Annotated in this window: 22 protein-coding genes and 1 pseudogene; 10 read left to right on the top strand and 13 right to left on the bottom strand. The window is 70.1% G+C overall.

The annotated features are described in order from the left end of the window. Positions 1–70 precede the first annotated feature (70 nt). Complete coding sequence (locus OHT21_RS34205; protein ID WP_443050475.1) at positions 71–691, bottom strand: TetR/AcrR family transcriptional regulator; 621 nt, start codon at positions 689–691, stop codon at positions 71–73. Between the two features lie 42 nt (positions 692–733). Further along, on the bottom strand, positions 734–2326 hold the full coding sequence (locus OHT21_RS34200; RefSeq protein ID WP_328772120.1) for an MFS transporter: 1593 nt from the start codon (positions 2324–2326) through the stop codon (positions 734–736). Between the two features lie 252 nt (positions 2327–2578). On the opposite strand from OHT21_RS34200, the gene panB reads away from it, so the two are divergent. The 4 genes from panB (at position 2579) to OHT21_RS34180 (ending at position 6413) form a co-directional block, all read left to right on the top strand. Next, complete coding sequence (gene panB, locus OHT21_RS34195) at positions 2579–3442, top strand: 3-methyl-2-oxobutanoate hydroxymethyltransferase (RefSeq protein ID WP_328772119.1); 864 nt, start codon at positions 2579–2581, stop codon at positions 3440–3442. A 902-nt stretch (positions 3443–4344) separates the two neighbouring features. Beyond that, positions 4345–5418 (top strand): sialidase family protein, encoded by a 1074-nt coding sequence (locus OHT21_RS34190; RefSeq protein WP_328772118.1) that lies wholly within the window; start codon positions 4345–4347, stop codon positions 5416–5418. Positions 5419–5455: 37 nt separating this feature from the next. After that, on the top strand, positions 5456–6172 hold the full coding sequence (gene npdG, locus OHT21_RS34185) for an NADPH-dependent F420 reductase (protein WP_328772117.1): 717 nt from the start codon (positions 5456–5458) through the stop codon (positions 6170–6172). Positions 6173–6230: 58 nt separating this feature from the next. Continuing rightward, complete coding sequence (locus tag OHT21_RS34180; protein WP_328772116.1) at positions 6231–6413, top strand: hypothetical protein; 183 nt, start codon at positions 6231–6233, stop codon at positions 6411–6413. A gap of 45 nt (positions 6414–6458) precedes the next feature. Here the strand turns inward: OHT21_RS34180 and OHT21_RS34175 are convergent, their stop codons facing one another. Together OHT21_RS34175 and OHT21_RS34170 are read right to left on the bottom strand one after the other, a co-directional pair. Beyond that, positions 6459–7259, bottom strand: coding sequence for a site-2 protease family protein (locus tag OHT21_RS34175; RefSeq protein WP_328772115.1), 801 nt, complete (start codon positions 7257–7259; stop codon positions 6459–6461). Beyond that, positions 7256–8623 (bottom strand): RNA-guided endonuclease InsQ/TnpB family protein, encoded by a 1368-nt coding sequence (locus OHT21_RS34170; protein WP_328772114.1) that lies wholly within the window; start codon positions 8621–8623, stop codon positions 7256–7258. The genes OHT21_RS34175 and OHT21_RS34170 overlap by 4 nt, the downstream gene beginning before the upstream one ends. Before the next feature lie 24 nt (positions 8624–8647). Between OHT21_RS34170 and OHT21_RS34165 the strand changes: the two genes are divergently transcribed. Next, positions 8648–8800 (top strand): Arc family DNA-binding protein, encoded by a 153-nt coding sequence (locus OHT21_RS34165; RefSeq protein WP_328772113.1) that lies wholly within the window; start codon positions 8648–8650, stop codon positions 8798–8800. A 486-nt stretch (positions 8801–9286) separates the two neighbouring features. After that, positions 9287–12850: an AfsR/SARP family transcriptional regulator gene (locus OHT21_RS34160; protein WP_328772112.1), complete on the top strand. Its 3564-nt coding sequence runs from the start codon at positions 9287–9289 to the stop codon at positions 12848–12850. A gap of 76 nt (positions 12851–12926) precedes the next feature. Here OHT21_RS34160 and OHT21_RS34155 read toward each other — a convergent pair whose 3' ends face one another. The 3 genes from OHT21_RS34155 to OHT21_RS34145 all read right to left on the bottom strand — a co-directional run bounded on the left by OHT21_RS34155 (position 12927) and on the right by OHT21_RS34145 (position 15552). Beyond that, positions 12927–13742 carry an ABC transporter permease gene (locus OHT21_RS34155; protein ID WP_328772111.1) on the bottom strand — a complete coding sequence of 272 codons (816 nt, stop codon included), beginning with the start codon at positions 13740–13742 and terminating at the stop codon, positions 12927–12929. Next, positions 13739–14767, bottom strand: coding sequence for an ATP-binding cassette domain-containing protein (locus OHT21_RS34150; protein ID WP_328772110.1), 1029 nt, complete (start codon positions 14765–14767; stop codon positions 13739–13741). The genes OHT21_RS34155 and OHT21_RS34150 overlap by 4 nt, the downstream gene beginning before the upstream one ends. A 566-nt stretch (positions 14768–15333) precedes the next feature. Next, positions 15334–15552 (bottom strand): hypothetical protein, encoded by a 219-nt coding sequence (locus OHT21_RS34145; protein WP_328772109.1) that lies wholly within the window; start codon positions 15550–15552, stop codon positions 15334–15336. A 61-nt stretch (positions 15553–15613) separates the two neighbouring features. Between OHT21_RS34145 and map the strand changes: the two genes are divergently transcribed. Both map and OHT21_RS34135 read left to right on the top strand, forming a co-directional pair. After that, on the top strand, positions 15614–16471 hold the full coding sequence (gene map / locus OHT21_RS34140) for a type I methionyl aminopeptidase (RefSeq protein WP_328772108.1): 858 nt from the start codon (positions 15614–15616) through the stop codon (positions 16469–16471). Positions 16472–16693: 222 nt separating this feature from the next. Beyond that, complete coding sequence (locus OHT21_RS34135) at positions 16694–17353, top strand: biliverdin-producing heme oxygenase (protein WP_328772107.1); 660 nt, start codon at positions 16694–16696, stop codon at positions 17351–17353. A gap of 226 nt (positions 17354–17579) precedes the next feature. Here the strand turns inward: OHT21_RS34135 and OHT21_RS34130 are convergent, their stop codons facing one another. Both OHT21_RS34130 and OHT21_RS44835 read right to left on the bottom strand, forming a co-directional pair. Continuing rightward, the gene (locus tag OHT21_RS34130; protein WP_328772106.1) at positions 17580–18224 is read right to left on the bottom strand and encodes a PhzF family phenazine biosynthesis protein; all 645 of its coding nucleotides are present in this window, start codon (positions 18222–18224) and stop codon (positions 17580–17582) included. Positions 18225–18261: 37 nt separating this feature from the next. Then, a pseudogene (locus OHT21_RS44835) lies at positions 18262–19242 on the bottom strand (HtaA domain-containing protein); the annotation flags it as partial. Between the two features lie 305 nt (positions 19243–19547). Here OHT21_RS44835 and OHT21_RS34115 point away from each other — a divergent pair. Further along, entirely contained in the window at positions 19548–20543 is a 996-nt protein-coding gene (locus OHT21_RS34115; protein ID WP_328772105.1) for a hypothetical protein, read from the top strand. A gap of 208 nt (positions 20544–20751) precedes the next feature. On the opposite strand, the gene OHT21_RS34110 is transcribed toward OHT21_RS34115, so the two are convergent. The 3 genes from OHT21_RS34110 to OHT21_RS34100 form a co-directional block, all read right to left on the bottom strand. Beyond that, on the bottom strand, positions 20752–21486 hold the full coding sequence (locus OHT21_RS34110) for a bifunctional DNA primase/polymerase (protein ID WP_328772104.1): 735 nt from the start codon (positions 21484–21486) through the stop codon (positions 20752–20754). 213 nt (positions 21487–21699) lie between these two features. Then, the gene (locus tag OHT21_RS34105) at positions 21700–22344 is read right to left on the bottom strand and encodes a TetR/AcrR family transcriptional regulator (protein WP_328772103.1); all 645 of its coding nucleotides are present in this window, start codon (positions 22342–22344) and stop codon (positions 21700–21702) included. A gap of 657 nt (positions 22345–23001) precedes the next feature. After that, complete coding sequence (locus tag OHT21_RS34100; protein WP_328772102.1) at positions 23002–23991, bottom strand: small ribosomal subunit Rsm22 family protein; 990 nt, start codon at positions 23989–23991, stop codon at positions 23002–23004. Positions 23992–24069: 78 nt separating this feature from the next. Between OHT21_RS34100 and OHT21_RS34095 the strand changes: the two genes are divergently transcribed. After that, a complete protein-coding gene (locus OHT21_RS34095) occupies positions 24070–24369 on the top strand; it encodes a zinc-ribbon domain-containing protein (protein WP_328772101.1) in 300 nt (99 codons plus the stop codon). 144 nt (positions 24370–24513) lie between these two features. Here OHT21_RS34095 and argS read toward each other — a convergent pair whose 3' ends face one another. Continuing rightward, on the bottom strand, positions 24514–26175 hold the full coding sequence (gene argS / locus OHT21_RS34090) for an arginine--tRNA ligase (RefSeq protein WP_328772100.1): 1662 nt from the start codon (positions 26173–26175) through the stop codon (positions 24514–24516). Between the last annotated feature and the right edge of the window lie 477 nt (positions 26176–26652).

The following is a 26652-nucleotide window of genomic DNA, read 5'->3' as shown; positions in this document are numbered from 1 at the left end:
CTTGGGGCCTCTACGGCACGGCACCTTCACGACTGGCGCCTGTACGAAGTGTCGCCTTTACGACGTGCCTCTACGACTTGGTGGGGCGCAGTCCCTCCAGGACGGCGTCGACGATGTTCTCGGCGAGGTTCTCGGGGAGTTCGGCGTCGGGGCGCATGACGGTGCGTACGAGCATGGGGCCGCTGAACAGGTCGCCGATCAGCTCGACATCCACGTCGGAACGGAGTTCGCCGTCCTCCTGGCCGCGGCGCAGCACTTCGTAGGTGAGCCGGCGCCGTGGCTCGATCACGTTCGCGTGGTACGAGCTCCACAGCTTGGGGCTGCTCTTCATCTGGGCGAAGACGTTGTGCACGAGTGCCGAGGTGCGGCTGGCCAGGCCGCGCCTGCGTATCGACTCCAGGAGGGCGATCAGGTCGTCGCGCATCGAGGTGCCGGGCAGCTCCGGGTCGGCCTGCTCGGCGGCGCGCATGACGTCGCAGAAGAGCTCCTCGCGGTCGCTCCAGCGGCGGTAGATGGTGGCCTTGCCCACGCCCGCGGTGCGGGCGACGCGCTCGATGGAGATCTCCGCGAGCGGGACGCCGTCCTCCAGCAGCCCGATGACGCCCTCGATGATGGAGCGCTCCACGCTCTCACTGCGCGGGCGCCCTCTCACTGCCCCACCCCGTCCGGCCCCCTGCTCCGCGAGGTCCACGCCAACTCCGTTCGTCCGCCGCCCTGTTCGGGCCCGATTGTCTCAGTGCTCGGCAGCCACCAGTTCGGTTTCCTCTCCCCCGGGCTCCTTCGAGGCCGGTTCCCGGCCGGGCAGGAACAGCGCCACGACGAGGGTTCCGACGAGGGCGACTCCGGCTCCGCCGAGGGCGGTGAGATGCATGGCGTGCAGGAAGGCGTCGTGCGCCGGGGTGACCAGGGCCTCGCCCTGGGGCCCGAGCTTCGCGGCGGCGCCGAGGGTGGCCTCGATGGACTCGCCCGCGTGGTGCCGCAGGTCCGCGGGCAGCAGGGTGAGCTTGTCCTCGATGCCCGAGCGGTACGACGCGGACAGGACCGAGCCGAGTACGGCGATCCCCAGGGCGCCGCCGACCTGGCGGAAGGTGTTGCTGAGCGCGGAGGCGGAACCGGCCTTCTCGCGGGGCATCGTCTGCATGATCACGACGCTGGTGGGTGTCATGACGTGGGCCATCCCGGTGCCCATCAGGAAGAAGATGACCTCCAGGATCCAGATCGGCGTATCGGCGTCCAGGAAGGTGAACGCGGCCAGCGTCGCGGCGATGAGCAGCATGCCGCCGGCGGTCGTGACCCGGTAGCCGAAGCGGTCGACGACCAGTCGGGCGCGCGGCGCGAAGGTGAGCTGCGCCGCGGCCAGCGGCAGCATCAGCAGGCCGGTCTGGAAAGGCGAGTAGCCGCGCACGGTCTGCGTGTAGAAGACCGCGAAGAACGTCACGCCCATCAGAGCGAAGAAGACCAGCCCTATGGCGCCGATCGCCGCCGAGAAGACCCGGTTCTTGAAGTATGTGACGTCGATGGACGGGTGGTCGATGCGCTTCTCGTACCAGACGAATCCGACGAGTACGGCGAGTCCGGCGCCCATGGTCGCCAGCACCTCGACGTCGGTGAAGTCGGCGAGCTGGCCGCCCTTGATGATGCCGTACACGAGCAGGACGAGCCCGACGACGGACAGCAGTACGCCCACCGGGTCGATCCGGCCGGGCTTCGGGTCGCGGGAGTCGGGGACCAGCCACAGCATGAGCCCGAGCGCGAGGATCACGATCGGGACGTTGATGAGGAACACGGACCCCCACCAGAAATGATCGAGCAGCACCCCTCCGGTGATGGGCCCGATCGCGATGGCGAGTCCGACGCCGCCCGCCCAGATGCCGATGGCCTTCGGCTGCTCGTCCCGCTCGAAGACGTTCATGAGGACGGCGAGGGTCGCGGGCATCACGAAGGCGGCACCGAACCCCATCAGGGCGCGAAAGCCGATGAGCTGCTCCGGTGAGCCGGAGAAGGCGGCGAGCGCCGAGGCACCGCCGAAGACGACGAGCCCGCCGAGCAGCACCTTCTTGCGACCGAGCCGGTCGCCGAGGAGGCCGGCGGTGAACAGCAGTCCCGCGAAGACGAGCGTGTACGCGTTGATGGCCCACTCGAGCTCGCTCTGGGTGGCGCCAAGACCGGTCGGGGCGGGCGTAGAGATGGTCTTGATCGCGACGTTCAGGATCGAGTTGTCGAGTACGACGATCAGCAGGCTCAGCATCAGCACGCCGAGGATCAGCCAGCGACGCCGATGCACGGCCTCCGGTACACGGGGCTCGGTGGCGGCGGGAGTAGTCATGCCGTCGAGGCTAGCGAATAACGATACGAGACGGTCTCGTATCGGAACTCTTTTACCGAGTCCTTACGCGGGAGGGGGCGGGAGGAGCGCGCGAGGTGCGGGCGGGGCGGGAGGAGCCCGTGGGGTTAGGGGGATCACAACGGGCGGCGGGTGAGGGCGGACCCCTAGCCGTTCCATGGCACGAGGTGCCACCATGGAAGGGATCCGGGGACGCCGTCAGGGCGCCTCGAGATGACAGAAGGAGCCGTTGCGATGACGCAGCTCTCGGCTGCCCAGAAGGCCCCCGACAGCAGCAAGGCGCTGTACGGAGGGAAGGGCACCCGCCGCATCACTGTCCGCGACCTCAACGCCGCCAAGGAACGCGGCGAGAAGTGGCCCATGCTCACCGCGTACGACGCGATGACCGCGTCCGTCTTCGACGAGGCCGGCATCCCGGTCATGCTCGTCGGCGACTCGGCGGGCAACTGCCACCTCGGGTACGAGACGACCGTGCCCGTCACGCTCGACGAGATGACCATGCTCTCCGCCGCGGTCGTACGGGGCACCTCGCGCGCCCTGATCGTCGGCGACCTGCCTTTCGGGTCGTACCAGGAGGGCCCCGTACAGGCCCTTCGATCCGCCACCCGCCTGGTGAAGGAGGCGGGCGTCGGTGCCGTCAAGCTGGAGGGCGGTGAACGGTCGCACCGCCAGATCGAGTTGCTGGTCGAGTCCGGCATCCCGGTCATGGCGCACATCGGTCTGACCCCCCAGTCCGTGAACACCATGGGCTACCGCGTGCAGGGTCGTGGCGAGGAGGCGGCAGCGCAGCTGCTGCGTGACGCCAAGGCCGTGCAGGACGCGGGCGCGTTCGCGGTCGTGCTCGAACTCGTGCCGGCCGAGTTGGCCGCGGAGGTCACGCGTGTCCTCCACATTCCGACGATCGGGATCGGGGCGGGGCCTGACACCGATGCGCAGGTCCTGGTTTGGACGGACATGCTGGGACTGACGTCCGGGAAGGTGCCGCGCTTTGTGAAGCAGTACGCGGACCTTCGGTCGGTGATGACGCAGGCGGCGCAGGCGTTTGCGGAGGACGTGGTCGGCGGGACGTTCCCGCAGGAGGAGCACTCCGTCCACTGAGCCATTGCGGCACCGAGGCAGCCCGCCGATCTTCCCCCGTCGGCGGGCTGCCGTTTGCCTCCGGCGGTTGGGGGGTTTCTTTCCCCAGCCCCGCCCCTTCCCGAAACTGGGGGCTCCGCCCCCAGGCCCCCGCCAGGGGGTGGTGGGTGACACTGCGTGTCGCGGCTGCGGGTTGAGTGTGGTTGCTCGCGCAGTTCCCCGCGCCCCTGAGGTGCGTGGTGGGTGCGGGGCCGCGGGCCGGTGCGTCAGCCCGTCGCCAACAGGGCATACGACCCCGTGCTTCCACAGGGTTCTGGTGTGCCCAGACCGAAGCTAAGCGACGGGCATACGACGCACCGGCCCACGTCCCCTCCCGCCGGCGGGAAGCCGCGGGTAGTCGGGGGTCCGGGCTTTTCCGCGCGGGCGGGTACGGGGGCTCGGGCCCCTTCCGGGTCGCGGGCCGGTACCGGGCGCGGGCCCATTCGGGCCGCGGGCTGGTTCGGGGCGCGGACCCCTTCCGGGTCGCAGGCTGGTACCGGGCGCGGGCCCTTCCGGGCCGCGGGCGCCTTCCGGGGCGGGGGCCTTTTCGGTTCGCTTGCTCTTCGGGGTGCGGGCAGTCGCAGGTTTTTAGGGGCGCGGGGAACTGCGCGACCAGCCACAACGCACCCGCAGCCGCGACACGACATGTCACCCACCACCCCGGCAGGCACCCCACCCACCTGCCGTAGGCGCCCCACCCAGCCGGAGGCTGCGGGGCCTGGGGCGCAGCCCCCCACGCGGCGGAGCCGCAAATTGATACAGCCGGGAAGGGGCGGGACTGGGGAAAGAAAAACCCAACCGCCCACTCGTAACGTGGCGTTCACCCCGAATTGGCCCCCCGCGGGCAAGGGGCCCAACCACCCCACAACGCGGCGGAGGCCCCGATGGCAGAAGCATCCGTACCCTTCCGCGCAGGCCAGCACGGCTACGCAAGCTTCCGGATCCCGGCCGTCGTCACCACGTCGGCCGGAACCCTGCTCGCCATGTGCGAAGGCCGCGTCGGCTCCCACGACGACTTCGGCAACATCGACATCGTGCTGAAGCGCTCCACGGACGGCGGCCGAACCTGGGGCCCCCTGGAAGTCGCCGCCAAACACGGCGACAACCTGGCCGGCAACCCCGCCCCGGTCGTCCTGGACACCGGGCGCCTCCTCCTCGTCCACGTACGCAACGCCGCCCTCGCCACCGAAGACGCCATCCGGCGCGGCAAGGTGAGCGCCGCCGACGGCCGCCGCGTCTGGGTCCAGCACAGCGACGACGACGGAGTCACCTGGTCCACGCCACGCGACATCACCGCCCAGACGAAGAAGGCGAGTTGGCGCTGGTACGCCACCACCCCCGGACACGCCGTCCAACTCGCCGGCGGCCGGGTCGTCGTACCCGCCAACCACTCACTCCCCCCGACCGGCAGGGACAACGGCACCGAGGGCAAGTACAACGGCGGCCACTGCCTCCTCAGCGACGACCGCGGCGAAACCTGGCGCATCGGCTACCTCGACGACAACACCGACGGCTACATCAACGTGAACGAGACGACCGCCGCCGAACTCCCCGACGGCCGCGTCTACTTCAACACCCGTAACGACGCCACAGCACCCGGCACCCGCGCCGACGCCTACTCCACGGACGGCGGCCAGACGCTCGTGAAGCCCTTCCGGCCGCAGGCGGGGCTGGTCGCGCCCGTCTGCGAGGGCAGCGTTCTCCAGCTCCGCGACCCCGATGTGCTGCTCTTCTCCGGCCCCGCCGTCCCCGGCTACCGCGCCCTCATGACGATCCGCGCCAGCACCGACGCCGGCCTCACCTGGCGGCCCGTACACACGGTGGACGGACTGCCCGCCGCGTACTCCGATCTCGTACGCCTCGACGCCTCCACCGTCGGCCTCCTCTACGAGACGGGCGACTTCAGCGCGTACCAGACGATCACCTTCCGCAGAGTGCCCGTGACGGACCTCACCTGAGCGCCGGGGCGGGGCGGCGCGGACGTAAAGTCGGGCCATGACCTCTACCGACAACAGTGCACAGCAAGCCGCCAAGGCCCCGGCCAAGGACCCCTGGGACCTGCCCGACGTGTCGGGGCTCGTCGTGGGCGTGCTCGGTGGCACCGGACCGCAGGGCAAGGGTCTCGCCTACCGGCTGGCCCGCGCCGGCCAGAAGGTGATCATCGGCTCGCGGGCCGCGGAGCGCGCGCAATCCGCCGCGGACGAACTCGGGCACGGCGTCGAAGGCGCCGACAACGCCGAGTGCGCGCGGCGCAGCGACATCGTGATCGTGGCGGTGCCGTGGGAGGGCCACGGCAAGACGCTGGAGTCGCTCAGGGAGGAGCTGAGCGGGAAGCTCGTCGTCGACTGCGTCAACCCGCTCGGTTTCGACAAGAAGGGTGCGTACGCGTTGAAGCCGGAGGAGGGCAGCGCCGCCGAGCAGGCCGCCGCGCTGCTTCCGGACTCGCGCGTCACCGCCGCCTTCCACCATCTGTCCGCCGTACTGCTCCAGGACCCGGAGGTCGAGGAGATCGACACTGATGTGATGGTGCTCGGCGAGGTACGGGCGGACGTCGAGATGGTGCAGGCGCTGGCCGGCCGTATCCCCGGCATGCGCGGCATCTTCTCCGGTCGGCTGCGCAACGCCCACCAGGTCGAGTCACTGGTCGCGAACCTGATCTCGGTGAACCGCCGCTACAAGGCCCATGCGGGCCTGCGCGTCACCGACGTGTGAGCGGTTGGGGGACACTGGTGGGCAGGAAAGCAGTGTCCCCCTGACAGGAGTCCGTCCGATGCCCCGCCTTGCCCTCTACGCCCTCGCCGTCTGCGTCCTCTCCGTCGCCGCGGCCGTCGTCTCCTTCGCCAAGGGCTACTGGCTGGGCATCGTGTGGGTACTGCTCGCGGGTCTGTCGTCCAACATGACCTGGTACTACCTGCGGCGCGGCAAGGCGCGGAACGGCTCCGTCACGAACTGACGGTCACGGACTGACGGTCATGCGCAGACAGTCATGCACTGGCGGTCAGGAACCGACGCCGCAGAACTGGTCGGTCTCCGTCCAGAAGCGGTAGAGGTTCTGACCGCAGTACGTACTGATCTCGTCGATCCCCAGGCCGCGCAGCAGCGTGTCGATCACGTCGAAGAACACGCTGTTCACGGCCGGTATCCACAGGATGGCGATCACGAGGAGCAGCCCGAAGGGCGCGAGCGGCTCCACCTGGCGGCGGATCTTGTACGACAGCCAGGGCTCGATCATGCCGTAGCCGTCCAGGCCCGGCACCGGCAGGAAGTTCAGCAGCGCGGCCGTGACCTGGAGCAGCGCCAGGAACGCCAGGGCGAACCGGAAGTCGGCCGGCACACCGTCGAGCGCGTCCAGCCAGAACGGGGCCGTGCAGACCACCGCGAACAGCACGTTCGTCAGCGGGCCCGCCGCCGAGATCAGGCTGTGCTTCCAGCGGCCCTGGATGCGGTTCCGCTCGATCCAGACCGCGCCGCCGGGCAGACCGATACCACCCATGATCACGAAGAGGACGGGCAGCACGATGCTCAGCAGGGCGTGCGTGTACTTGAGCGGGTTGAGGGTCAAGTAGCCCTTCGCGCCTATGGAGATGTCGCCGCTGTGCAGGGCCGTACGCGCGTGTGCGTACTCGTGCAGACAGAGCGAGACGATCCACGCGGCCGTCACGAACAGGAACACGGCGACGCCGGGCTGTTCCGCGAAACCGGTCCAGGTGGCCCAGCCCGTGACCGCCATGACGGCGACGATCCCGAGAAAGACGGGACTGATCCGCCGGTCGCTGTGCCGGGTGGTGGCGGTGGTCATGGGGTCGGGCTCCCTGGGGTTCGTACAAACGGGCGTGCCCGACCGTACCGGGCGTAATTGACATCCTCCCCCTCTTGGAAGAGGGGGATTCCTACCCGTGCGGGGTGAGGTTCACGGGCGCTCGAACGGCTGGTGGCCGCTGTCACCCCTCCGGCACCGGCTGAGCGCCGGGGGCGGGGGATCCCGCCCTGTCCTGCCGCGACGTTGGTTGCTGCGTTGGTGTCCGCGTTGCAGGTGAAGCCGCAGGATACGCAGACGAACTCGGCTTGGCTCTTGCGCGAGTTCTTCTCGATCCATCCGCAGGCGCTGCATCGCAGGCTGGTGTACGGGGCGGGTACGTCCTCGACGCGGCCGGGGGCCTTGTGTTCGGTGCGCTGGCGCAGGAGGCCCCAGCCCTGGGCGAGGATGGCCCGGTTGAGTCCGGCTTTCTGCCGGACGTTCGTGCCCGGTTCGGCGACGGTGCCCCTGGCCGAGCGGGTCATGTTCTTGATGTTGAGCTTCTCGAACCGGATCAGGTCACAGGTGCGGGCGAGCATGGTGCTGGTCTTCTCGCACCAGTCCTTGCGCCGGTCCGCTTCGCGCGCCTTGAGCCGGGCGACCTTCGCATAGGCGGCGGACTTCTCCGGGCTGCCCTTTTCCGCCCGCGCTGCACGCCGCTGGTGTTTGCGGATCTGGGCCCGCTCCTTGACGGTGAGCTGGGGGCAGTTGAGGGTGCGGCCGTCGGAGAGGGCGGCGGTGATGGTGACGCCCCGGTCGATGCCGATGACCTTGCCCGTGCCGGGCGCGGAGGTGGCCTCGGGGAGGACCGCGAACGCGATGTGCCACTGGCCGTTGCGGTAGGTGACGCGGTACGTCTTCGCGGCGGGCACCTCGGCCCGGGTGAGGCGAAAGCGCAGCCAGCCGCATCCGGGCACCTTGACCTGCGCCCACCGGCGGTTCAGCTTCTGCACCACCACGGAGCGGCCCATGACCTGCTTGCCGGTCTTGGCGTTCAGTTTCAGCGATCCGTCCGCTTCGGACTCCGGCACGCGGTCGGTGCCGATGACACGAAAGCCCTCGTGCACAAACTTCCTGCGCCAGGTCGGCTCGCCGAACCCGCAGGTGAACCGGGCGTTCTTGGCCTGGGCGAAGTCCTTCAGCGCCTGCTGCTGCACGTCGGCGTTGCCCTCGCGCAGCCATTCGTTCTCGCGCCGGGCCTCGGTGAGCTGGCGGCACTGCTCGGCGAAACCGGGCGCGGCCTTGCGGCCCTTGTGCCAGTGCGCGTGCTGCTCGACGGCCAGGTTCCACACGTACCTGGCGTGCGCGCAGTGCGAGAGCATCTGCTCCTCCTGCGCGCGCGTCGGGTACATCCGGAAACGTGACATGGCCTCAATCTAGCCTCTGAGGCCATGGTCAACTTCACGTTCCGTATCCCCGAGGACCTGTACGCCCAGCTGAAGGCCCTCGCTACCGCCGACGACCGCTCCGTCAATGCCGAGTTGCTGTATCTCGTACGACGCGCTCTCGCGGATGGTGAACCCCGCTCCGCCCAGGGGGCGTAACGGCTGTTCCCGCCCTGCTCCGCGGGGGCTCGCATTCACACCCGGCCTGAAGGGCTCTGCTAGGGGCAAGTCCTCTGCCTGCGAGACCTGACGAACACTGATTCCACAGAAACTTGAAGATGCTCCAGCGGCAGATGTTCGGCCGAGCCAACTCCTACCGGCCGTCGTCGAGAGCACCGCGAGCGTCCCTTTGGGGAACGCCGCCCGTACCACCCGAACTCTCAGCTCCGGCACTCCCGAATCAGCCCGAGGCTCCAGCGGCGGCCTTCTTGGCCCCCACGATCGCAGCAACCGTGTAGGACCAACAACGCCTGCCTGCTCGAATCACGTCTTTCTCAGCAGAGTTCTGAAGGCCGGGACCCACTGCGAAGAACCGAGGTGGAAAACGTCTCGCGCTCGGCTGTGAGTTCCGTACAGGGTGGGGAGATGTCCGCTCGCCGGCCACGCCGCTCAACCCTGTGACCTCGCCCCAACCCACCAGAGACAATGGACCCCGTGCGCTATCGCATCCTCGGTACCACCCAGGCTCTTCGTCCCGACGGCAGCACCGTTCCCGTCGGTGGGGCGCGGTTGCGTGCTCTGCTGACCGTGCTTGCGATGCGGGCCGGTCGTACCGTTCCCGCGGGGCTGCTGGTCGACGAGGTGTGGGACGGGGATCCGCCCGCCGATGCCTCGGGGGCGTTGCAGGCCTTGGTCGGGCGGCTGCGGCGGGTGCTCGGGGCGGAGGCGGTCGTGTCCGAGGAGGGCGGGTACCGGCTTGCCGCCTCGGCCGACGACATCGACGTGCACCGGTTCGAGCGGCTCGTCGGCGAGGGTACGCGTGCGTTGGGCGACCGTGACCCCGCCAAGGCGGCCGACGCTCTCGACGACGCCCTCGCTCTGTGGCGCGAGCCCGCCCTCGCCGATCTCCCGGACCGCACCGCCGAGTCGGCCCGTCTGGAGGCCCGGCGGCTCGACGCCCTCCGTGCCCGGCACACCGCCGCCCTCGCCCTGGGCCACGCCGAGCAGTCCCTGCCCGAGCTGACCGCCCTGTGCGACAGCCACCCCCTGGACGAACCTCTCCTGGCCCTCCGCCTGCGTGCCCTGCGCGACGCGGGCCGCCCGGCTCAGGCGCTGGCCGCCTACGAGGACGTACGACAGCTCCTGGCGGACCGGCTGGGATCGGATCCCGGGCCGGAACTGCGGGCGCTGCACACGGAGTTGCTCCAGCCGGGAGGGTTGGGTGAAGAGGCGTCCCGGGGCGAGGGCGGCGGCCGTCCCGGCGGTCCGTACGGCGGGACGCGCGGGGCCCGGGGTCCGTACGGGGCCGGGCATCGTGCGGGCGAGACGGGCGCGGACGGCTTGCCGCCCGGCTCCCGCGCGGGTACTGACGGTCGGTGGCCCGGCTCCGGCCGGGGCACGGGTGCCGACCGTCCATCGCCTGGACCCGGTGCCCTCCCGGCGAGCCCCGGCGGTAGCGCGGACGCCGTCGCCCCCGGGGCCGGCGGACACGCGACGACGGGAGCCGAAAGCCCGGCCGCCCCGCCCCGCGACCGCGCGTCGGCTGCGCCCGGCAACCTCCGCGCCCGCCTCACCTCCTTCGTCGGGCGTGAGGGCGATATCGAGGCCATCCGTGGTGACCTCGCGACCGCGCGGCTCGTCACCCTGCTCGGGCCGGGCGGGGCCGGGAAGACGCGGCTTTCGCAGGAGGCCGCCGAGACCGTACGGGATGTCGTCCGGGACGGGGTGTGGCTGGCCGAGCTCGCGCCCGTGGACGACCCGGACGCCGTGCCGGAGGCCGTGCTCACCGCCGTCGGGGCCCGCGAGACCGTGCTGTACGGCGCCGGGGCCGAGGCCATGCGGGCCGGATCCGAACGGCACGACGACCCCGTCGAGCGGCTCGCCGAGCACTGCGGCAAGCGGCGCATGCTGCTGATCCTCGACAACTGCGAGCACGTCGTCGACGCCGCCGCCCGGCTCGTCGAGGAGCTGCTGGAACGCTGCCCGGAGCTGACGGTGCTGGCCACCAGCCGCGAACCCCTCGGCGTACCGGGGGAATTGCTGCGGCCCGTGGAGCCGCTGCCGGAGCCGTACGCGCTGCGGCTGCTCGCCGACCGGGGGGCCGCCGCCCGGCCGGGGTTCCGGATCGAGGACGATCCGGAGGCGGCGGCCGAGATCTGCCGGCGCCTCGACGGTCTCCCCCTCGCCATCGAACTCGCCGCCGCCCGGCTGCGGATGCTCACGCCCCGGCAGATCGCCGACCGGCTGGACGACCGTTTTCTGCTCCTCACCTCGGGCAGCCGTACGGTCCTGCCGCGCCAGCAGACGCTGAGGGCCGTCGTCGACTGGTCCTGGGAGCTGCTGGACGAGGGCGAACGGGACGTGCTGCGGCGGTTGTCCGTCTTCGCCGGCGGCTGCGACCTCGCCGCCGCGGAGGCGGTCTGCGGCCCGAAAGCCCTCGAAGCGCTCGGCTCGCTCGTCGACAAGTCCCTTGTCGTGGCGGCTCCTTCGGGCGACGGCGAGATGCGGTACCGGCTTCTGGAGACCGTCGCCGAGTACGCGGGCGAGCGGCTCGACGAGTCCGGGCGGCGGGCGGAGGCCGAGCGCGCGCATCTGACGTACTTCCGTGAACTCGCCCGCACCACCGAGCCGTTACTGCGCCGCCATGGTCAACTCGCCGCCATCGAACGCCTGGAGCGCGAGAACGAGAACATCCGCGCCGCCCTGCACCATGCCGTCGCCGCGCGCGAGGAGCAGGAGGCGCTGTGCCTCATCCTGTCGATGGCCTGGTACTGGCAGATGCGTGACCTGCGGATCGTCGCCCGCAACTGGTGCCGCGAGGTCGAGGCCCTCGGCCCCGACCCCTTCACCGAGCCCGTGCGGCCCGCCGCCCCGCTGTGGGAGCGCTGCACGGACACGCCGCCTCCGTGGAGCGGCGAGGTCCTCGACGAGGCCCGGCGCCAGCTGCAACTGATCCATCTCGCCTGCATAGACACCGAGTTGCCTGCCTGGCAGACAACCGAGGCTCAGACGAAGCTCCGAGTCATCTCCGAGACGTACGAGCCGGGACTTCCGCAGGTGAGCCGTTTCCCCGGCGCGGTGTGGTTCTTCGCCGTCATGCTCACCGGTGACATGGAGCGGGTGCGGACGATCGTCGACGCGGCCATCGACACCTGCCGTGGTGTGCCCGGATACGAGTGGGATCTGGGCTCCAATCTGCAGATGCGCGCCAACCTTCTCGCCAACCGCAGCGAATGGGAGGGCGACGCCACCCGGGACGCCGACGAGGCGCTGGAGATCTACCGCCGCTTCGGCGATCTCTGGGGCATCGCCGATGCGCTCGCGGCGCGCGGAGAGGCGTATGAGCGCAAGGGCGAGTACGGCAGGGCCGTCGCCGACTTCGAGGCGGCCATCGAAAGTGCCGAACGTCTCGGTGCCCGCGCCCAGATGGCCGTGCTCACCGCCCGGCTCGGCGGCTCGTTGATCCAGGGGGGTGAGGCCGAGCGGGGAGAGCGCCTGCTGCGCGAGGTCATCGAGCAGGGGCGCGCCACGAACGACCAGTCGATGCCCTTCGCCCGGCTGTTCCTGGCCAGTTGGCTCACCATGACCGACCGGACCACCGAGGCGCGTGAGCAACTCCGGCTGTTGCGTGAGGAGTTCACGATCGCCTACTTCATCATCTTCGACGCGTACATCCTCGGCGCCGAGGCCTTCGTGGACGCGGTCGACGGCTGCCACGCGGAGTCCCTGGAGACGATCAGGCGGGCGCTCGAACTTGCCGAGAACCCGCTGTCCGAGGCCATCGCCCCGCAGATGCGCTCCACGTACCTGACCACCGCCGCGTACGCCCTCGCCCGCGTCGACGGCGGCAGCCGTGCCGGCGACGCAGCCCGCTGCCTCGGCGCCGCCGAAGCGCGGCTGCCGCCCCGGCACCGCTGGTCGCCCCTGGAGCGTGACGTGTACCAGCGGGCGGTTGAGCGCACGCGCGCCGTGCTCGGCGACGAGGCGTACGAGGCGGCGTACGCGGAGGGCGGCGGCCTCTCCTCCGTAGAGGCCGCCGGCCTGGTCTGATCCTCCGCAGAGGCCGCCGCTCTGGTCTGAGACGCACCGGCGCGGGGCCGGGTACGTCAACCTCAGGTCTTCAACCTCAGGTCTTCGTACGGAACTTGTGGATCGCGATCGGTGCCATGACCGCCGTGAGCCCCACCGACCAGGCGACGGTCACCCACAGGTCGTGCGTGACGGGACCGCCCACCATCAGCCCGCGCGCGGCGTCCGCGAGCGAGGACAGCGGGTTGACGTCGGTGAAGGACTGCAGCCAGCCCGGCATCGAGTCGGTCGGCGCGAAGATCGACGAGCCGAACTGGAGCGGCATCAGCACCAGGAAGCCCAGCCCCTGCACGGACTGCGCGGTCTTCAGCACCACGCCCAGGGTGAGGAACACCCACATCAGCGCCGAGCCGAACAGCGAGGCCAGCGCGATGGCCGCGAGCAGCCCACCCCAGTTGGTGATGTCGAAGCCGACCAGAACGCCGACGACCAGCATGATCGTGGTGGCGAGCAGCATCCGCAGCAGTTCCACCGCGATCTTGGCGAAGAGCACCGAGCCACGTCCGATGGGCAGGGACCGGAAGCGGTCCATGACACCGGAGTTGAAGTCCGTGTTGAAGCCGGTGCCGACCGACATGGCCATGCTCATGCCCATCATGGCCATCATTCCGGGCACGACGTACTGCACGTAGTCTTCCTGGCCGCCGCCGAGCGCCTGCCCGATCGAGCCGCCGAAGACGTACACGAACAACAGCGTGAACACGATCGGCATCAGGATGGCGTCGAACATCGACTCCGGGTCCTGCCGGATCCACAGCAGATTGCGGCGGATCAGGGCGCCGGTGTGCCGCAGATGGGCGCGCGGACTGATCCGGGCGTCGCCCTTGATGATGTCGGTACTGATGGCACTCATACGGAGACCTCTTCGCGGGCGTCGGTGGGCACGGCGTCCTGCGGGGCGCTCGCGCGGTGGCCGGTGAGGGACAGGAACACCTCGTCCAGGCTGGGCAGTTCGGTGGTGATCGAGGCGATCGTGATCCCGCGTACGGTGACCGCGCCGACCACGGCGGTCAGCTGCTCGTCGCTGAGGATCGGCACGAGGAGGGTGCCGTTCGCGCTGTCCACCGTCGTGCTGGCAAGCCCGGTGATACCCAGCTCGTCGAGCGCGCCGGCCAGCGGGCGCAGCTCGAGCGGGTCGGCCGGGCGGATCCGCAGGGAGCGGCCGCCGACCTTCGCCTTCAGCTCGTCGATGGCGCCGTTCGCGATGACCTTGCCGTGGTCCACGACGGTCAGCTCGGAGGCGAGCTGCTCAGCCTCCTCCATGTACTGGGTGGTGAGCAGTACGGTCACGCCGTCGCCGACCATGCGCTTGATCTCCGTCCACACCTCGTTACGGGTGCGGGGGTCGAGGCCGGTGGTCGGTTCGTCGAGATACAGCACGGTCGGCTGCCCCATCATCGACGCGGCCAGGTCCAGGCGCCGCCGCATCCCTCCGGAGTACGTGTTCACCGGCCGCTTCGCCGCATCGGTGAGCGAGAAGCGCTCCAGCAGCTCGTCCGCGCGGGACCTTGCGTCCTTGCGGGGCAGGTCGAGCAGGCGGCCGATCATGTAGAGGTTCTCCCAGCCGGGGAGCTTTTCGTCGACGGAGGCGTACTGGCCGGTGAGGCCTATCACGCGGCGCAGCTGGCGGGGCTGCCGTACGACGTCGTAGCCGGCGACGGTCGCCTGGCCGGCGTCGGGCTGGATGAGGGTGGACAGGATCCGTACGAGGGTGGTCTTGCCGGCACCGTTCGGCCCGAGCACGCCCATCACTGAGCCCTCGCGTACGTCCAGGTCCACGCCGTCCAGTGCCTTGGTCTCGCCGTAGTGCTTGACCAGTCCCCGCACGGTGACCGCACTGCCTGCGCGGGCGCTGGGGTTGTTGTCGATTCGCGTCATGCCGCCACGGTGCCAGGGGGCACTGACAAACCGCCGACAGGTCGCCGACAGGGGCTGTCAGTTCCCCAGCCCCGCCCCTTCCCGGCTGTATCAATGGCGGCTCCGCCGCGTGGGGGGCTGCGCCCCAGGCCCGCCAGGGGGTGGTGGGTGACACTGCGTGTCGCGGCTGCGGGTGCGTTGTGGCTGGTCGCGCCCACGCGGCGGAGCCGCATATTGACACAGCCCCGCGCCCCTAAGAAGCAAAAGCCTGCGACTGCCCGCACCCGAGCAAGCGAACCGAAAAAGCCCGCACCCCGATGAAACCGGCGCCCTCCCACCGGCGGGAGGGGTCGTGGGCCGGTGCGTCGTATGCCCGTCGCTTAGGTTCGGTCTCGGAGAACCAGGGCCTTGTACCAGGCCAGGGCCGTATGCCCGCCCTGCGACGGGCTGACGCACCGGCCCACGGCCCCGCACCCACCACCCACCCAAGGGGCGCGGGGCTGTGACATTTGCGGCTCCGCCGCGGGACGCGAGCAACCACAACGAACCCGCACCCGACAACGAACCCAACCGCCCAACCGACGGAGTCACTCGCGCGGAGTGCCGTCGTGCCAGCGGGGGTCCGTCTCCCATTCCACATTGCGCTCGCGGGCGATCTCCAGCGCGTGTTCGGCCTCGCCTCGGGACGCGTACGGGCCGATGCGGTCTTTCGCGGGGCACTCGGGGCCCTCTTCGACCTTCTTGTGCTCCAGGCAGTAGTACCACTCGCCCGGTTTGCCGACCGTGCGCTTCTTGAACAGGGCCATGGCTCCGGCTCCTTTCGCCAGGGTCATCGTCCCCCAGCCGCCGCTGGTTAGACTCGCTGGCATGTCTGGCCAGTCGCTGCTCGTACCAGGGGAGCTCTCTCCCACCCGTCCCGTCCCGGGAAACATCCGGCGTCCCGAGTACGTGGGCAAGCCCGCCCCGACGCCGTACAAGGGTCCGGAGGTGCAGACCCCCGAGACGATCGAGGCCATGCGGTTCGCCGGGCGGATCGCCGCGCGGGCGCTGGCCGAGGCCGCGAAGAAGATCGCGCCGGGGGTGACGACGGACGAACTGGACCGGGTCGCCCATGAGTACATGTGCGACCACGGGGCCTACCCGTCCACGCTCGGTTACCGCGGTTTCCCCAAGTCCTTGTGCACCTCGGTCAACGAGGTGATCTGCCACGGCATTCCGGACTCCACGGTGCTGAGGGACGGCGACATCATCAACCTCGATGTGACGGCGTACATCGGCGGGGTGCACGGCGACAACAACGCCACGTATCTCGTGGGCGAGGTGGACGAGGAGTCGCGGCTGCTCGTCGAGCGCACCCGCGAGTCCCTGAACCGTGCCATCAAGGCCGTCAAGCCCGGCCGGCAGATCAATGTCATCGGGCGGGTCATCGAGTCGTACGCGAAGAGGTTCGGCTACGGGGTCGTACGGGACTTCACGGGGCACGGGATCAACTCGTCGTTCCACTCCGGGCTGATCGTTCCGCACTACGACAACCCGAACGCGACCACCGTCATGCAGCCCGGGATGACGTTCACCATCGAGCCGATGCTCACGCTGGGCTCGTACGAGTACGACATGTGGGACGACGGGTGGACGGTCGTGACGAAGGACCGTAAGCGGACGGCTCAGTTCGAGCACACGCTGGTCGTCACCGAGAGTGGGGCCGAGGTTCTTACGTTGCCCTAGGCCGTTGCCCTAGGCCGTTGCCCTGCTGCGTCACGGTGTGAGAGCCGCCCGCTCCCTCCCCCTGGGAGCGGGCGGCTTTTTCATGTGGTCCGGCATGTGGGTGTGCTGGTGATTCGGGGTAGGGTTTTGCCGACAGGGTGTCGGGAAATCCATTGACTTAGGTAAGCCTAACCATAGAAGATGAGCTCGGCTCTCGTCTTCCCTTCGGCCTCGGAGGTCCACATGAACTCGTCGAGTACACCGTTCTCGACGCTCATCCGCACGGCGTCGCATGAGCAGCATGTGGAGGCGGAGACGTCGACGTTCATGAGCGACCTGCTCGGTGGGCGGCTCGGTGTGGACGCTTACGCGCGTTACACCGAGCAGTTGTGGTTTGTGTATCGGGCGCTGGAGGAGGGGGCGGAGCGGTTGTCTGGCGACTCGGTCGCCGGGCCTTTTATCCAGCCCGAGTTGCTGCGGCTTGCTGCGCTCGAGCGGGATCTTGCGCACTTGCGTGGCGCCGACTGGCGGGCCGGGCTTACGGCGTTGCCTGCGACGGAGGAGTACGCACGGCGCGTGACGGAGTGCGCGGTCACCTGGCCGGGGGGCTATGTCGCCCACCACTACACGCGTTATCTCGGTGATCTCTCCGGGGGGCAGATCATCCGTGACAAGGCGGAGAAGACGTGGGGGTTTGCGCGCAAGGGTGACGGGGTGCGGTTTTACGTGTTTGAGCGGATCGCCAACCCGGCGGCGTTCAAGCGGGGTTATCGCGAACTGCTGGACGGTGTTCGCGCCGATGACTTGGAGAAGCAGCGGATTGTTGCTGAGTGCAAGCGGGCGTTCGCGCTTAACAGCGCGGTCTTTTCTGCGTTGGGGGAAGAGTTTCGCGTCAGCGCGTGAGCGCTCCGCTGGGGGTGCGGTTTGAACGTGCGGGTTCGTTGTGGCTTATCGCGCCCGCGCGGCTGAGCCGCAAATTGACACAGCCCCGCGCCCCTGGGTGGGTGGGGGTCACGGTTTGTATCTCGAGTGCCGGTCCGTCGTGGTTGATCGCACAGTTCCCCGCGCCCCTAAAAAAGGGGCTCCGCCCCTTCCCAGGACGCGTCCGCGTAAAGAGGCCCCGTAGCCCTCAGTGCTCCAGGAACACCCTGCCGCCTACCTCTACCCATCCCTCCGGCTGTGGTGCCGTCAGGAGTTGGGAGCCCGCGCCCTGGGTGATGTTCAGGGCTCGGCCCAGTTGGGCTGTCAGCTGGAGGGCTGCCGCGCCCGTTGCCTCGTCCTCCTCTATGCCGTCGCCTCGGCCTGGGAAGCCTCGGGCTCGGACACGGCCCGCTGCCTCGTCCTGCCAGGCCCAGACGTAGAGCCACTCCCCCGGTGGGGGCACCTCCAGTGCGTCGACCTCGGCTGCCGAGCCGTACTGGCGCAGCGTGCGCGGCAGGGCCCACTCGGGGCGGGCCTCGATCCAGCTGAACTCGCCGTCCAGGCGGGTGCCCACCGTGCCTGCGGGGGTGACGAGTTCTGGTACGTCGAGGAGCCAGGCCGCGCCGACGCAGGGGTAGCCGGCGAAGGGGAGGCGTGCGCTGGGGGTGTAGATGTCGATGACCCCGCGCTCGGGGTCATCGACGAACACCGTCTCACTGAAGCCGAGTTGGGCCGCGAAGGCCTGGCGGTCGTCGCGTTGCGGCATTCGGGAGCCGTCGCGTACGACCGCCAGGGCGTTTCCGTGGCGCTCGCCGGGGCCGCAGAACACGCGCAGCACGTCGTAGTCAGTCACTCGGGCATTCAAACATCCCCCCGCGGGCGGCTATCGATCAGCCCTTCTCCCCCGCCCTGCGCCGGCGTACCGCGAAGACCACGCCCGCGCCCGCCGCGACCGTCACGGCGGCCACCGCGCCGAGGGCGCCGGCCGGGACGGAGGAGCCGGTGGCGGCCAGGCCGCCCGTTACGCCGCCGGTGGTGCCGCCCGTGGTGGAGCCGGTCGTGCCCACGCCCGTGCCGCCAGCCGTGCCGGAGGCATCCGTCGGGGTCGCGGAAGCGCTCGGGTCGTCAGTCGGCGGGAGCTCGGCGTCAGCCGAAAGGGCTACCGCGAGGTCCAGCGGGTCGAGTTCGGCGCCGGCCTTGTAGAAGCCGCCGAAGGCGTCCGAGCCCGCCGCGGTGAGCTTGGCGGTGACATCCTGCAGCGTGATGACGTCGTCCTCGGCGACCAGGTCCGCCGACCCCGGCTGAAGGTCGGCGAGGACCACGTCGCCGGACTTCTCGCCGAGGCTGTTCACGTCGGCGGTCAGTGAGCCGGAGTCGCCGCTCTTGGGCCCCGACTCCTTGGCCGCGTCGGCCTTCGGTGTGGCGGTGGGTGTGGCGGACTCGGTGCTGCCCAGGTCGGGCAGTGCGGGCAGTTGGGCGCTGTCGGTCAGGGCGACGGCGAGGGAGACCCGGTCCATTTCCGTGCCCGCCTTGTACATCCCGGCGAAGGCCTTCGCGCCCTCGGCGGTCAGTTTCGCGGGTGCCTCCGTCAGCGCGGCGAGGCCGTCCTTGGGCTTGAAGTCCTTGGCCTCGAAGGTGACCAGCGGGACCTTCTTCTCCTCCAACTCGGGGCCGGTCACGTCGGCGTAGAGCGTGCCCCGGCCATCGGCTACTGCCGCCTTGATCGCGCTGAGCCGCAGGTCGAGGCCGTGTTCGCCGGTGAAGCGCACCGCTCCGGTGAAGGACGCGTCGAGGGTCTGCTCCTTCTCGTCGTACGTTCCCGTTCCCTCGGGGAAGCGGAAGAGGGCGCCGCCATCCTGAGCGCCAACCGCGTCCACCACGATGTGGCGCGCGGCCGCTGGTACGTCACCGCCTCCTGGCAGCGCGCCGCCACAAGTCATCGCGTGGGCGCTGTACTTGGTGCCGACGCTCGCCCTCTTCCTGTCACCGATGCGGCTCGGCGGCGGGACGGCGAAGACGCCCGCTCCGGTGCGCGAGAAGGTCGAGGAGGCCAGAGGAACGGTCGAGGAGGCCTGAGAGGGGCCTGAGGTGGGCTCTCGTACGTGGTCCCGTGTGCGGCGCGTTTCCCCGCCCCGATAGGGTTCGCCTCCGGGAAGGGGAAGGTGAAGACGATCCGATGAAGACGCCGCAGACACTTCGCAGGTGGGGCCGGTTGGGCACGTCGGCGGCAGCGGTCACCGTGCTGTCGGTGACGGCGAGCGGGTGCATGGTGGTGCACGGGGAGCGGGAGATCCTCCCGGGGGCCACGAAGCCCGAGGCCGCGCGTGCCCTCAAGGACTTCACGGCCGCCTACAACGAGGCCAACGCGGCCAACGACCGGGCCCTCGACGCCGCCCGGGTCACCGGCCCGCTCGCCGACATCGACGGCGCCAAGCTCAGGGCGGGCGCGAAGAACCAGCCGGGCGGCAATCCCGACTACGCCCCGCTGAAGCTGACGGACACCGAGTTCACCATCCCCAAGAAGGCGGGCTGGCCGCGCTGGTTCGTGGCCGACTCGAAGGCCAACAAGGGCGCCGGCAACACCCGTTGGCTGCTCGTCTTCACCCGGGGCGGCGCCGACGAGGTGTGGGAGGTCGCGTATCTGACGATCCTCGCCGCCGACGACGTACCGGAGTTCAAGAAGGACAAGGACGGCTGGGCCGAGCCGGTCACCGCGAACGCCGCGGATCTGGCCGTACCGCCGCGGGACCTCGCCGAGACGTACGCGACGTATCTGAAGGACGGCGGCGCCGCCTTCGCGGAGGGCCCGCACACCTCGGCTTGGCGGGACCTCCGCGAGAAGAACGCGGAGAAGCCGGGCCTGGTCCGCCAGTACCTCGACGAGCCGCTGACCTCCGGCGACTACGCCCCCCTGGGCCTGCGCACCACGGACGGCAGCGCCCTGGTCTTCTTCACCACCCGCCACTACGAGAAGCAGACGGCGGCGCAGGGCGTCCCGCTGAACGTCTCCGACGCGAACGTAAAAGCCCTGATGACGGGCGAGGCCAAGCAGTCGATCACCCTGGAGTCGGTGTCGAACCAGGCGGTACTGGACCCGGGGCCGGGCTCGGCGGACCAGAAGGTGCAGTTCTTGGCGAGGATTCAGGGGCTTACGGGGGCGAAGGGGGAGTAAGGGCGCCTTTGGAAGCGGCGGCGACGGGCGAGCAAGAGCCCCTTTGGGGACGGGGCCAAGGGCGAGTTCGGCTGCCCTTGGAAGCGAGGATGCGGGCAGCGCCCCTTTTAGGGGCGCGGGGCTGTATCGAATTTGCGGCTCCGCGCGTGGGCGCGATCAGCCACAACGCACCCGCAGACGAATCACGCCCCCGCGAGAGCGCTCGGCGTCAGCCCCGCAAGGGCCAAGCCAAGTGCTCCGGCTGCGCCCCCGCGTACCGGCCGCACTCATCCGTAAGGATCTCGAGCAGCGTCAGCGGATCCGGGAGCGGATGCTCAGGCCCGCGCACCCACGTGACCGAAAGGTCACCGGGAAGCTGCGCGGGCGGCACCAGCACGTACGACCCACGGCAGTGCCACCGCAACCCCGGATGCTCATCCATCGTCTCGGGATGACAGTCCAGCTCACAGGGCCACCACTCGTCCTCGTCCTCAGGCGTACCACGCGTCGCCGTGAAGAAGAGCATCCGGTCACCGCCGGACTCGGCCACGGGCCCGACCTCGATCCCGGAGGCGAGCAGCCGCTCCAGCGCCTCACGACCCGCGTCGAGGGGCACATCGAGTACGTCGTGAACCATCCCCGTCGCGGTGATGAAGTTGGCCTGCGGTTGATGCCGGGCCCACCGCTCGATCTGCGCGCGGTCGGTCGTGGACTGGGTCTGCCAGGCGAACGACACGGGGTGCCGGGCGGGGGTGGGACAGCCGACGCGGTCGCAGGAGCACCGGTAGCCGGAGGGGTGGGCGGCGGGCGCGAGCGGCAGCCCGGCGCCTGCGGCGGCGAGGAGCAGTTCCTCACGGCTGGTGTCGTCGGCGGCATCGCTCGTCGAGGGACGTCGGCGGCCGCGCAGCCACTGGGAGATCCTGCCCTGCCCGCCGCTCGAACGGCGGCCGAACTCTGCGCTCATCTATCCCCTCGCCTCGCTGTTGTGCGGACAGCGTGTTGCGGACAGCATGCCTCATGGTCTCACCATTCGGCGGCACGGGGTGCCGAAGCGCCCGTCCTGGGGTGGGTGGGGCGATGCGTGCGCGACACAGGGATCAGGCGCTATCACGCACTTTGAGGGGATTTGGCGGCCGGTTCTACGTACCCCCGGTGTCGCCCTGGTCACAATTGCGAGTCAGCGCGGGGCGAGGCCGTGGAGCGCGTAGTCGACGAGGGTGTCGACGTACTCGTACGAGATCGGCCCCGTGCGCTGGAGCCAGCGCTGGGCGAGGGGTGAGACGAAGAGCTCCAGGGCGATGCGCGGGTCGATTTCGGGGCGTACGGCGCCCTGGTCCTGAGCGGCGCGCAGGCGTTGAACGTAGAGCTGGAGCGAGGGTTCGAGGAGCTTGGCCACGAAGACTGCGCCGAGTTGTTCGTTGACGACTCCCTCGGCGGCCAGTGCGCGGCTCGGCGCCTCGAACCGGGGGTTGAGCAGTTCGTCGACGGTGGCGCGCAGCACGAACTTGAGGTCTGCCGCGAGGTCGCCGGTGTCCGGGAATTCGTAGGGCTCCTGTCCTTCCTTCACGGCCAGTTCCGAGGCCTGCTCGCTCAGATCGAGAAAGGCCTCGAGGAGTACGTCGGCCTTGGACGGCCACCAGCGGTAGATCGTCTGCTTGCCGACTCCGGCGCGGGCGGCGATGCCCTCGATGGTGGTCTTGGCGTAACCGACCTCGCCGACGAGGGTGAGGGCGGCGGCGTAGATGGCACGCCGGGATCGCTCGCTGCGGCGGGTGGAGTTGGGGGCGGGCTTCTGCGAGGGCTGGGCGGACTTCTGGGCCATGCGCCGAATTTACCAGGGCGACAAGACGTGCCGTCTCGCCACGGGCCGCCTCCGGCGCGGGGGGGTTCGCCCCCGCCGCCCTTACCCGTCCCATACCAAGGGGCTCCGCCCCTGGACCCTGCTCGGGGCTCCGCCCCCAGACCCCCTCGGGGCTCCGCCCCGGACCCCGTTTCGGGGGCCAGCCCCCGAACCCCCGCTCCTCAAACGCCGGAGGGGCTGAATTTTTGCGGCCGGGCCGAATTTCCAGCGGGGCAGAGTTTTCGCGGCCGAACTTTTTCAGCGCAGGCCCGCATCAACCAGCCCGTCCGGCGTTTGAGGACGAGGCCGTTCAGGCCGATGCGGGGTCTGGGGCGGAGCCCCAGCGCGGTCCAGGGGCGGAGCCCCAGGTGGGGTTCGGGGCGCAGCCCCAGCCGGGTCCAGGGACGGAGCCCCAGGTGGGGTCTGGGGCGGAGCCCCAGCGCGGTCCAGGGGCGGAGCCCCAGGTGGGGTTCGGGGCGCAGCCCCAGCCGGGTCCAGGGGCGCAGCCCCAGGTGGGGTTCGGGGCGCAGCCCCAGCCGGGGTCCAGGGGCGCAGCCCCAAGTGGGGTTCGGGGCGAAGCCCCGAGGATGGGACGGGTAGGGGCGGCGGGGGCGAAACAAACCCCGCCGCGAGTCGGCGCTACGCCCCCGAGGGAGGCCACCCGTCGCCCCAATCCACGTCGCGAGCCGCCCGGTACAGCGGGCCATGGCGCTTCGTCACCGTCTCGCGTCGCAGGCGCTCCTCGGTGTCGCAGAGGTCTAGGAGCACCTGGCCCTTGCGGATCTGCGGGCGACGGACCACGCGGGCCGGAGCCGGAGTCGTCGGGAAGCGGGCGGCGGCTACGTAGCTGAACTTCTCGTCCTCGTAGGGCAGGGAGCCGCCCTTGACCTGCCGGTGCAGGGAGGAACGGCTGACCCGGGCCGAGAAGTGGCACCAGTCCTGGCCGGGGACGATGGGACAGGTCGCGCTGTGGGGGCAGGGGGCCGCGATGTGGAAGCCGGCGTCGATGAGGCGGTCGCGGGCCGCGATGACGCGGGCGTAGCCGTCGGGGGTGCCGGGCTCGACGACCACGACGGCCTGGCCGGAGGCCGCGGCGGCGTCGACGACGGCGGCACGGTCGGTCTCGGTCAGCTCGCCGAGGACGTACGAGATCGTCACGAGATCAGTGCTCTCGATCGTGAGCGCCGCTCCAATACGAGAGCGCTGCCACTCGGCCGCCTTCAACTCCGGGTTGGCGGCGGCGATTTCACGCCCGACCGCCAGCGCGGGCTCGGCCCAGTCGAGCACGGTAACCGCCCGCTCCCCCGCCCAGGTGGCGCTCACGGCCCAGGTCGCCGCCCCGGTCCCGCCCCCGACATCCACATGACCGGCGGGCACCCACCCGGGCACCGCCTCCGCGAAGGCCTCCAACGCCGAGCACACCGCCTCGTACGTCGCCGGCATCCGGTACGCCGCATACGCGACCACATCGGAACGATCCCGCAACACCGGCGCATCCGTCGGCGTACGCCCCCGATAGTTCGCGATCAACCGCTCGACCGCCTGAGCGGCCACCCGCGGCGGCAGTCCGTCGACGAGCCCGGCCAGGGCGGTGCGCAGGGAGTCATCAGGGGATAGTGGGACGTTCACATGGTGATTCTAGGGTTGGGGCCACGACGGTTGAGGCCGCGACGACGACCGAGAGCAGTCCGGGAAGGACAGGCCGACATGATCATCTTTGGCACCAAGGGATACCTCTACCAACTCGCGATACTGACGGTGATGTGCGGCCGCTGCGGCAACCCCGCCGCGCACACCCTCAAGAAACGCGTCACGAAGTTCACGCTGTTCTTTGTGCCGCTCTTCCCGTTCTCGACGAAGTACATGACGCAGTGCACCTTCTGCGGCGCGGAGACGAAGATCAGCAAGGAGCAGGCGGAGCAGCTGCAGGCACAGGGCACGAACGGACCCGGCGGCCAGGCGTACGGACAGGGACAGCCGCATCAACAGCAGCCGTACCAGTCCTGAGGAGCCGAAGGAGCCGAAGGAGCCGAAGGAGCCGAGCGGACGCGGACAGACCGCTCAGCCCTCCCCGCCCTTCAGCAGGTCCGCATATCCCCGCGCCCGCTCCGACGCGTTGAGCGTGCTATTGGGTGGTCAGCGGTTGCGCGCTCACATTCGTTCCGGTGCCGAGACCCCGAGCAACTGGAGCCCGTTGCTCAGCACCAGCCTGCTGGCGTCCGTCAGCCACAGCCTGGCCCGGGTGCGGTCGTCCGGGTCCTCGCCGGCCCGCGGCAGGACCCGGCAGGCGTCGTAGAAGCGGTGGTACGTGCCGGCCAGCTGCTCCAGGTAGTGCGCGACCCGGTGCGGCTCGCGCAGCGTGGCGGCGGTGGCCACGACCTGCGGGAACTCGGCCAGCATGCCCAGCAGGTCGGCCTCCCGCTCGTGGGTGAGCAGGGAGGGGTCGAAGTCCTGCGGTGTGCCCTTCTCGATCCCGGCTTCCTCCGCCCTGCGCTGTACGGCGCACGGCCGCGTGTGCGCGTATTGGACGTAGTAGACGGGGTTGTCGTTCGACCGCCGGGTGAGCAGGTCGATGTCGAGGTCGATCATCGCGTCCACGCTGGCCCGCGCGAGCGCATACCGCGCGGCGTCCACGCCGACCGCCTCGACCAGGTCGTCGAGGGTGAGGACGGTGCCCGCCCGCTTGCTCATCCGGACCGGCTCCCCGTCCTTGACCAGGTTGACCAGCTGGCCGATCAGGATCTCCAGGTGCGTGTCAGGGTCGTCACCGAAGCAGGCCGCCATGGCCCGCATCCGGCCCACATAGCCCGAGTGGTCGGCGCCGAGCATGATGACGACCCGCTCGAAGCCCCGGGACCGCTTGTTCAGGTAGTACGCGCAGTCCGCGGTGAAGTACGTCCAGGACCCGTCGCTCTTCACCAGGACCCGGTCCTTGTCGTCACCGAAGTCCGTGGTGCGCAGCCAGACCGCGCCCTTGTCCTCGAAGACGTGACCGCCCTCCCGCAGGCGGGCGACAGCAGCGTCCAGGTCCCCCTGGTCGTGCAGGTCCTTCTCGTTGAAGTAGACGTCGAAGCGGGTACCGAACGCGGCGAGCGACGTCTTGATCTCGTCGAACATCAGCGTCGTGCCCTCCGTCCGGAAGGCGGCAAGAGCCTCGGACTCCGGCAGTTCCAGGGCCGCGGGCCGCCGACGCAGTACCGCTGCGGCAATCTCCTCGATGTACGCCCCGCTGTAGCCGTCCTCGGGCACCGGCGAGCCCTGCGCCGCGGCGAGCAGCGAGCGGGCGAAACGGTCGATCTGCACGCCGGCATCGTTGAAGTAGTACTCCCGCGACACGTCTGCGCCCGCTGCCTCGAGCAGCCGGGCGAGCACATCGCCCACGACCGCCCACCGGGCCCCGCCGATGTGCACCGGCCCGGTGGGGTTCGCCGAGACGAACTCCACATTGAGCCGAAGGCCTTCGAGCCGGTCCGTGCGGCCATAGGCGTCACCGGCCAGGACGATGTCGCGCGCGAGGGCGCCGATCGCCGCGCTCTCCAGCGTGATGTTGAGGAATCCGGGGCCCGCGACCTCGGCCTTCGCTACTCCGGCGGCCGCGCTCACCAGCGGGGCCAGCACTTCGGCGACGGCACGGGCTGGCAGACCCGCGGACTTGGCGAGTTGCATGGCGACGTTGGTCGAGTAGTCGCCGTGGCTGCGGTGGCGGGGGCGTTCCACGCGGATCTCCTTGGGCACCGCTGCTGAGATGCGTCCGGACTGGATGGCCGTGTGTACGCCGTAGGAGATGGCGGCCGCGAGATCTGCTGGAGTCACGGCGGCGACGCTACCGGGGCGGACGCCGCAGGAGACACCGATTATTCGGGCGGAGCCCCAGCCCTCTCGAACCACGTCGCTCATCGCGCTCGCCCGGACTGCTCGAGGCAGCGGCGGGTCGGCGGGGGCGCTCCACCATGACAGCCGCGCCCGTTCGCCGTCTCGGTACGTCCCGGACGCGATGGCCCTGTGACCAGGGCGATGCAGGTTCGGTGAGACGAGTTGGGCGAAGGGTCGACGGTGCTCTCGTGGGATGTCGTCCGTGGCAAGGCAGTCCCCGTCGAGGCGGTGTGACGGCGTTCGCCGCCGCAGAGGACGGGCCAACGTCCGCGCACGAGAGCACCGCTCACTGGATAGAGCGCTGCTCACTGACCAGAGTTGCGCTCACACTCGAGAGCACCGCTCACTGGTCAGAGCGCAGCTCGCACTCGAGAGCACTGCTCGCAGCCAAGAGCACCGCTCGCGGTCAAGGCCCCA

The organism is Streptomyces sp. NBC_00286, from assembly GCF_036173125.1.
In the GTDB taxonomy this organism is placed as follows: Bacteria; Actinomycetota; Actinomycetes; order Streptomycetales; family Streptomycetaceae; genus Streptomyces.
The sequence above is the reverse complement of the archived record's forward strand: the minus strand, read 5'-3'. Positions and strand labels throughout refer to the sequence as shown.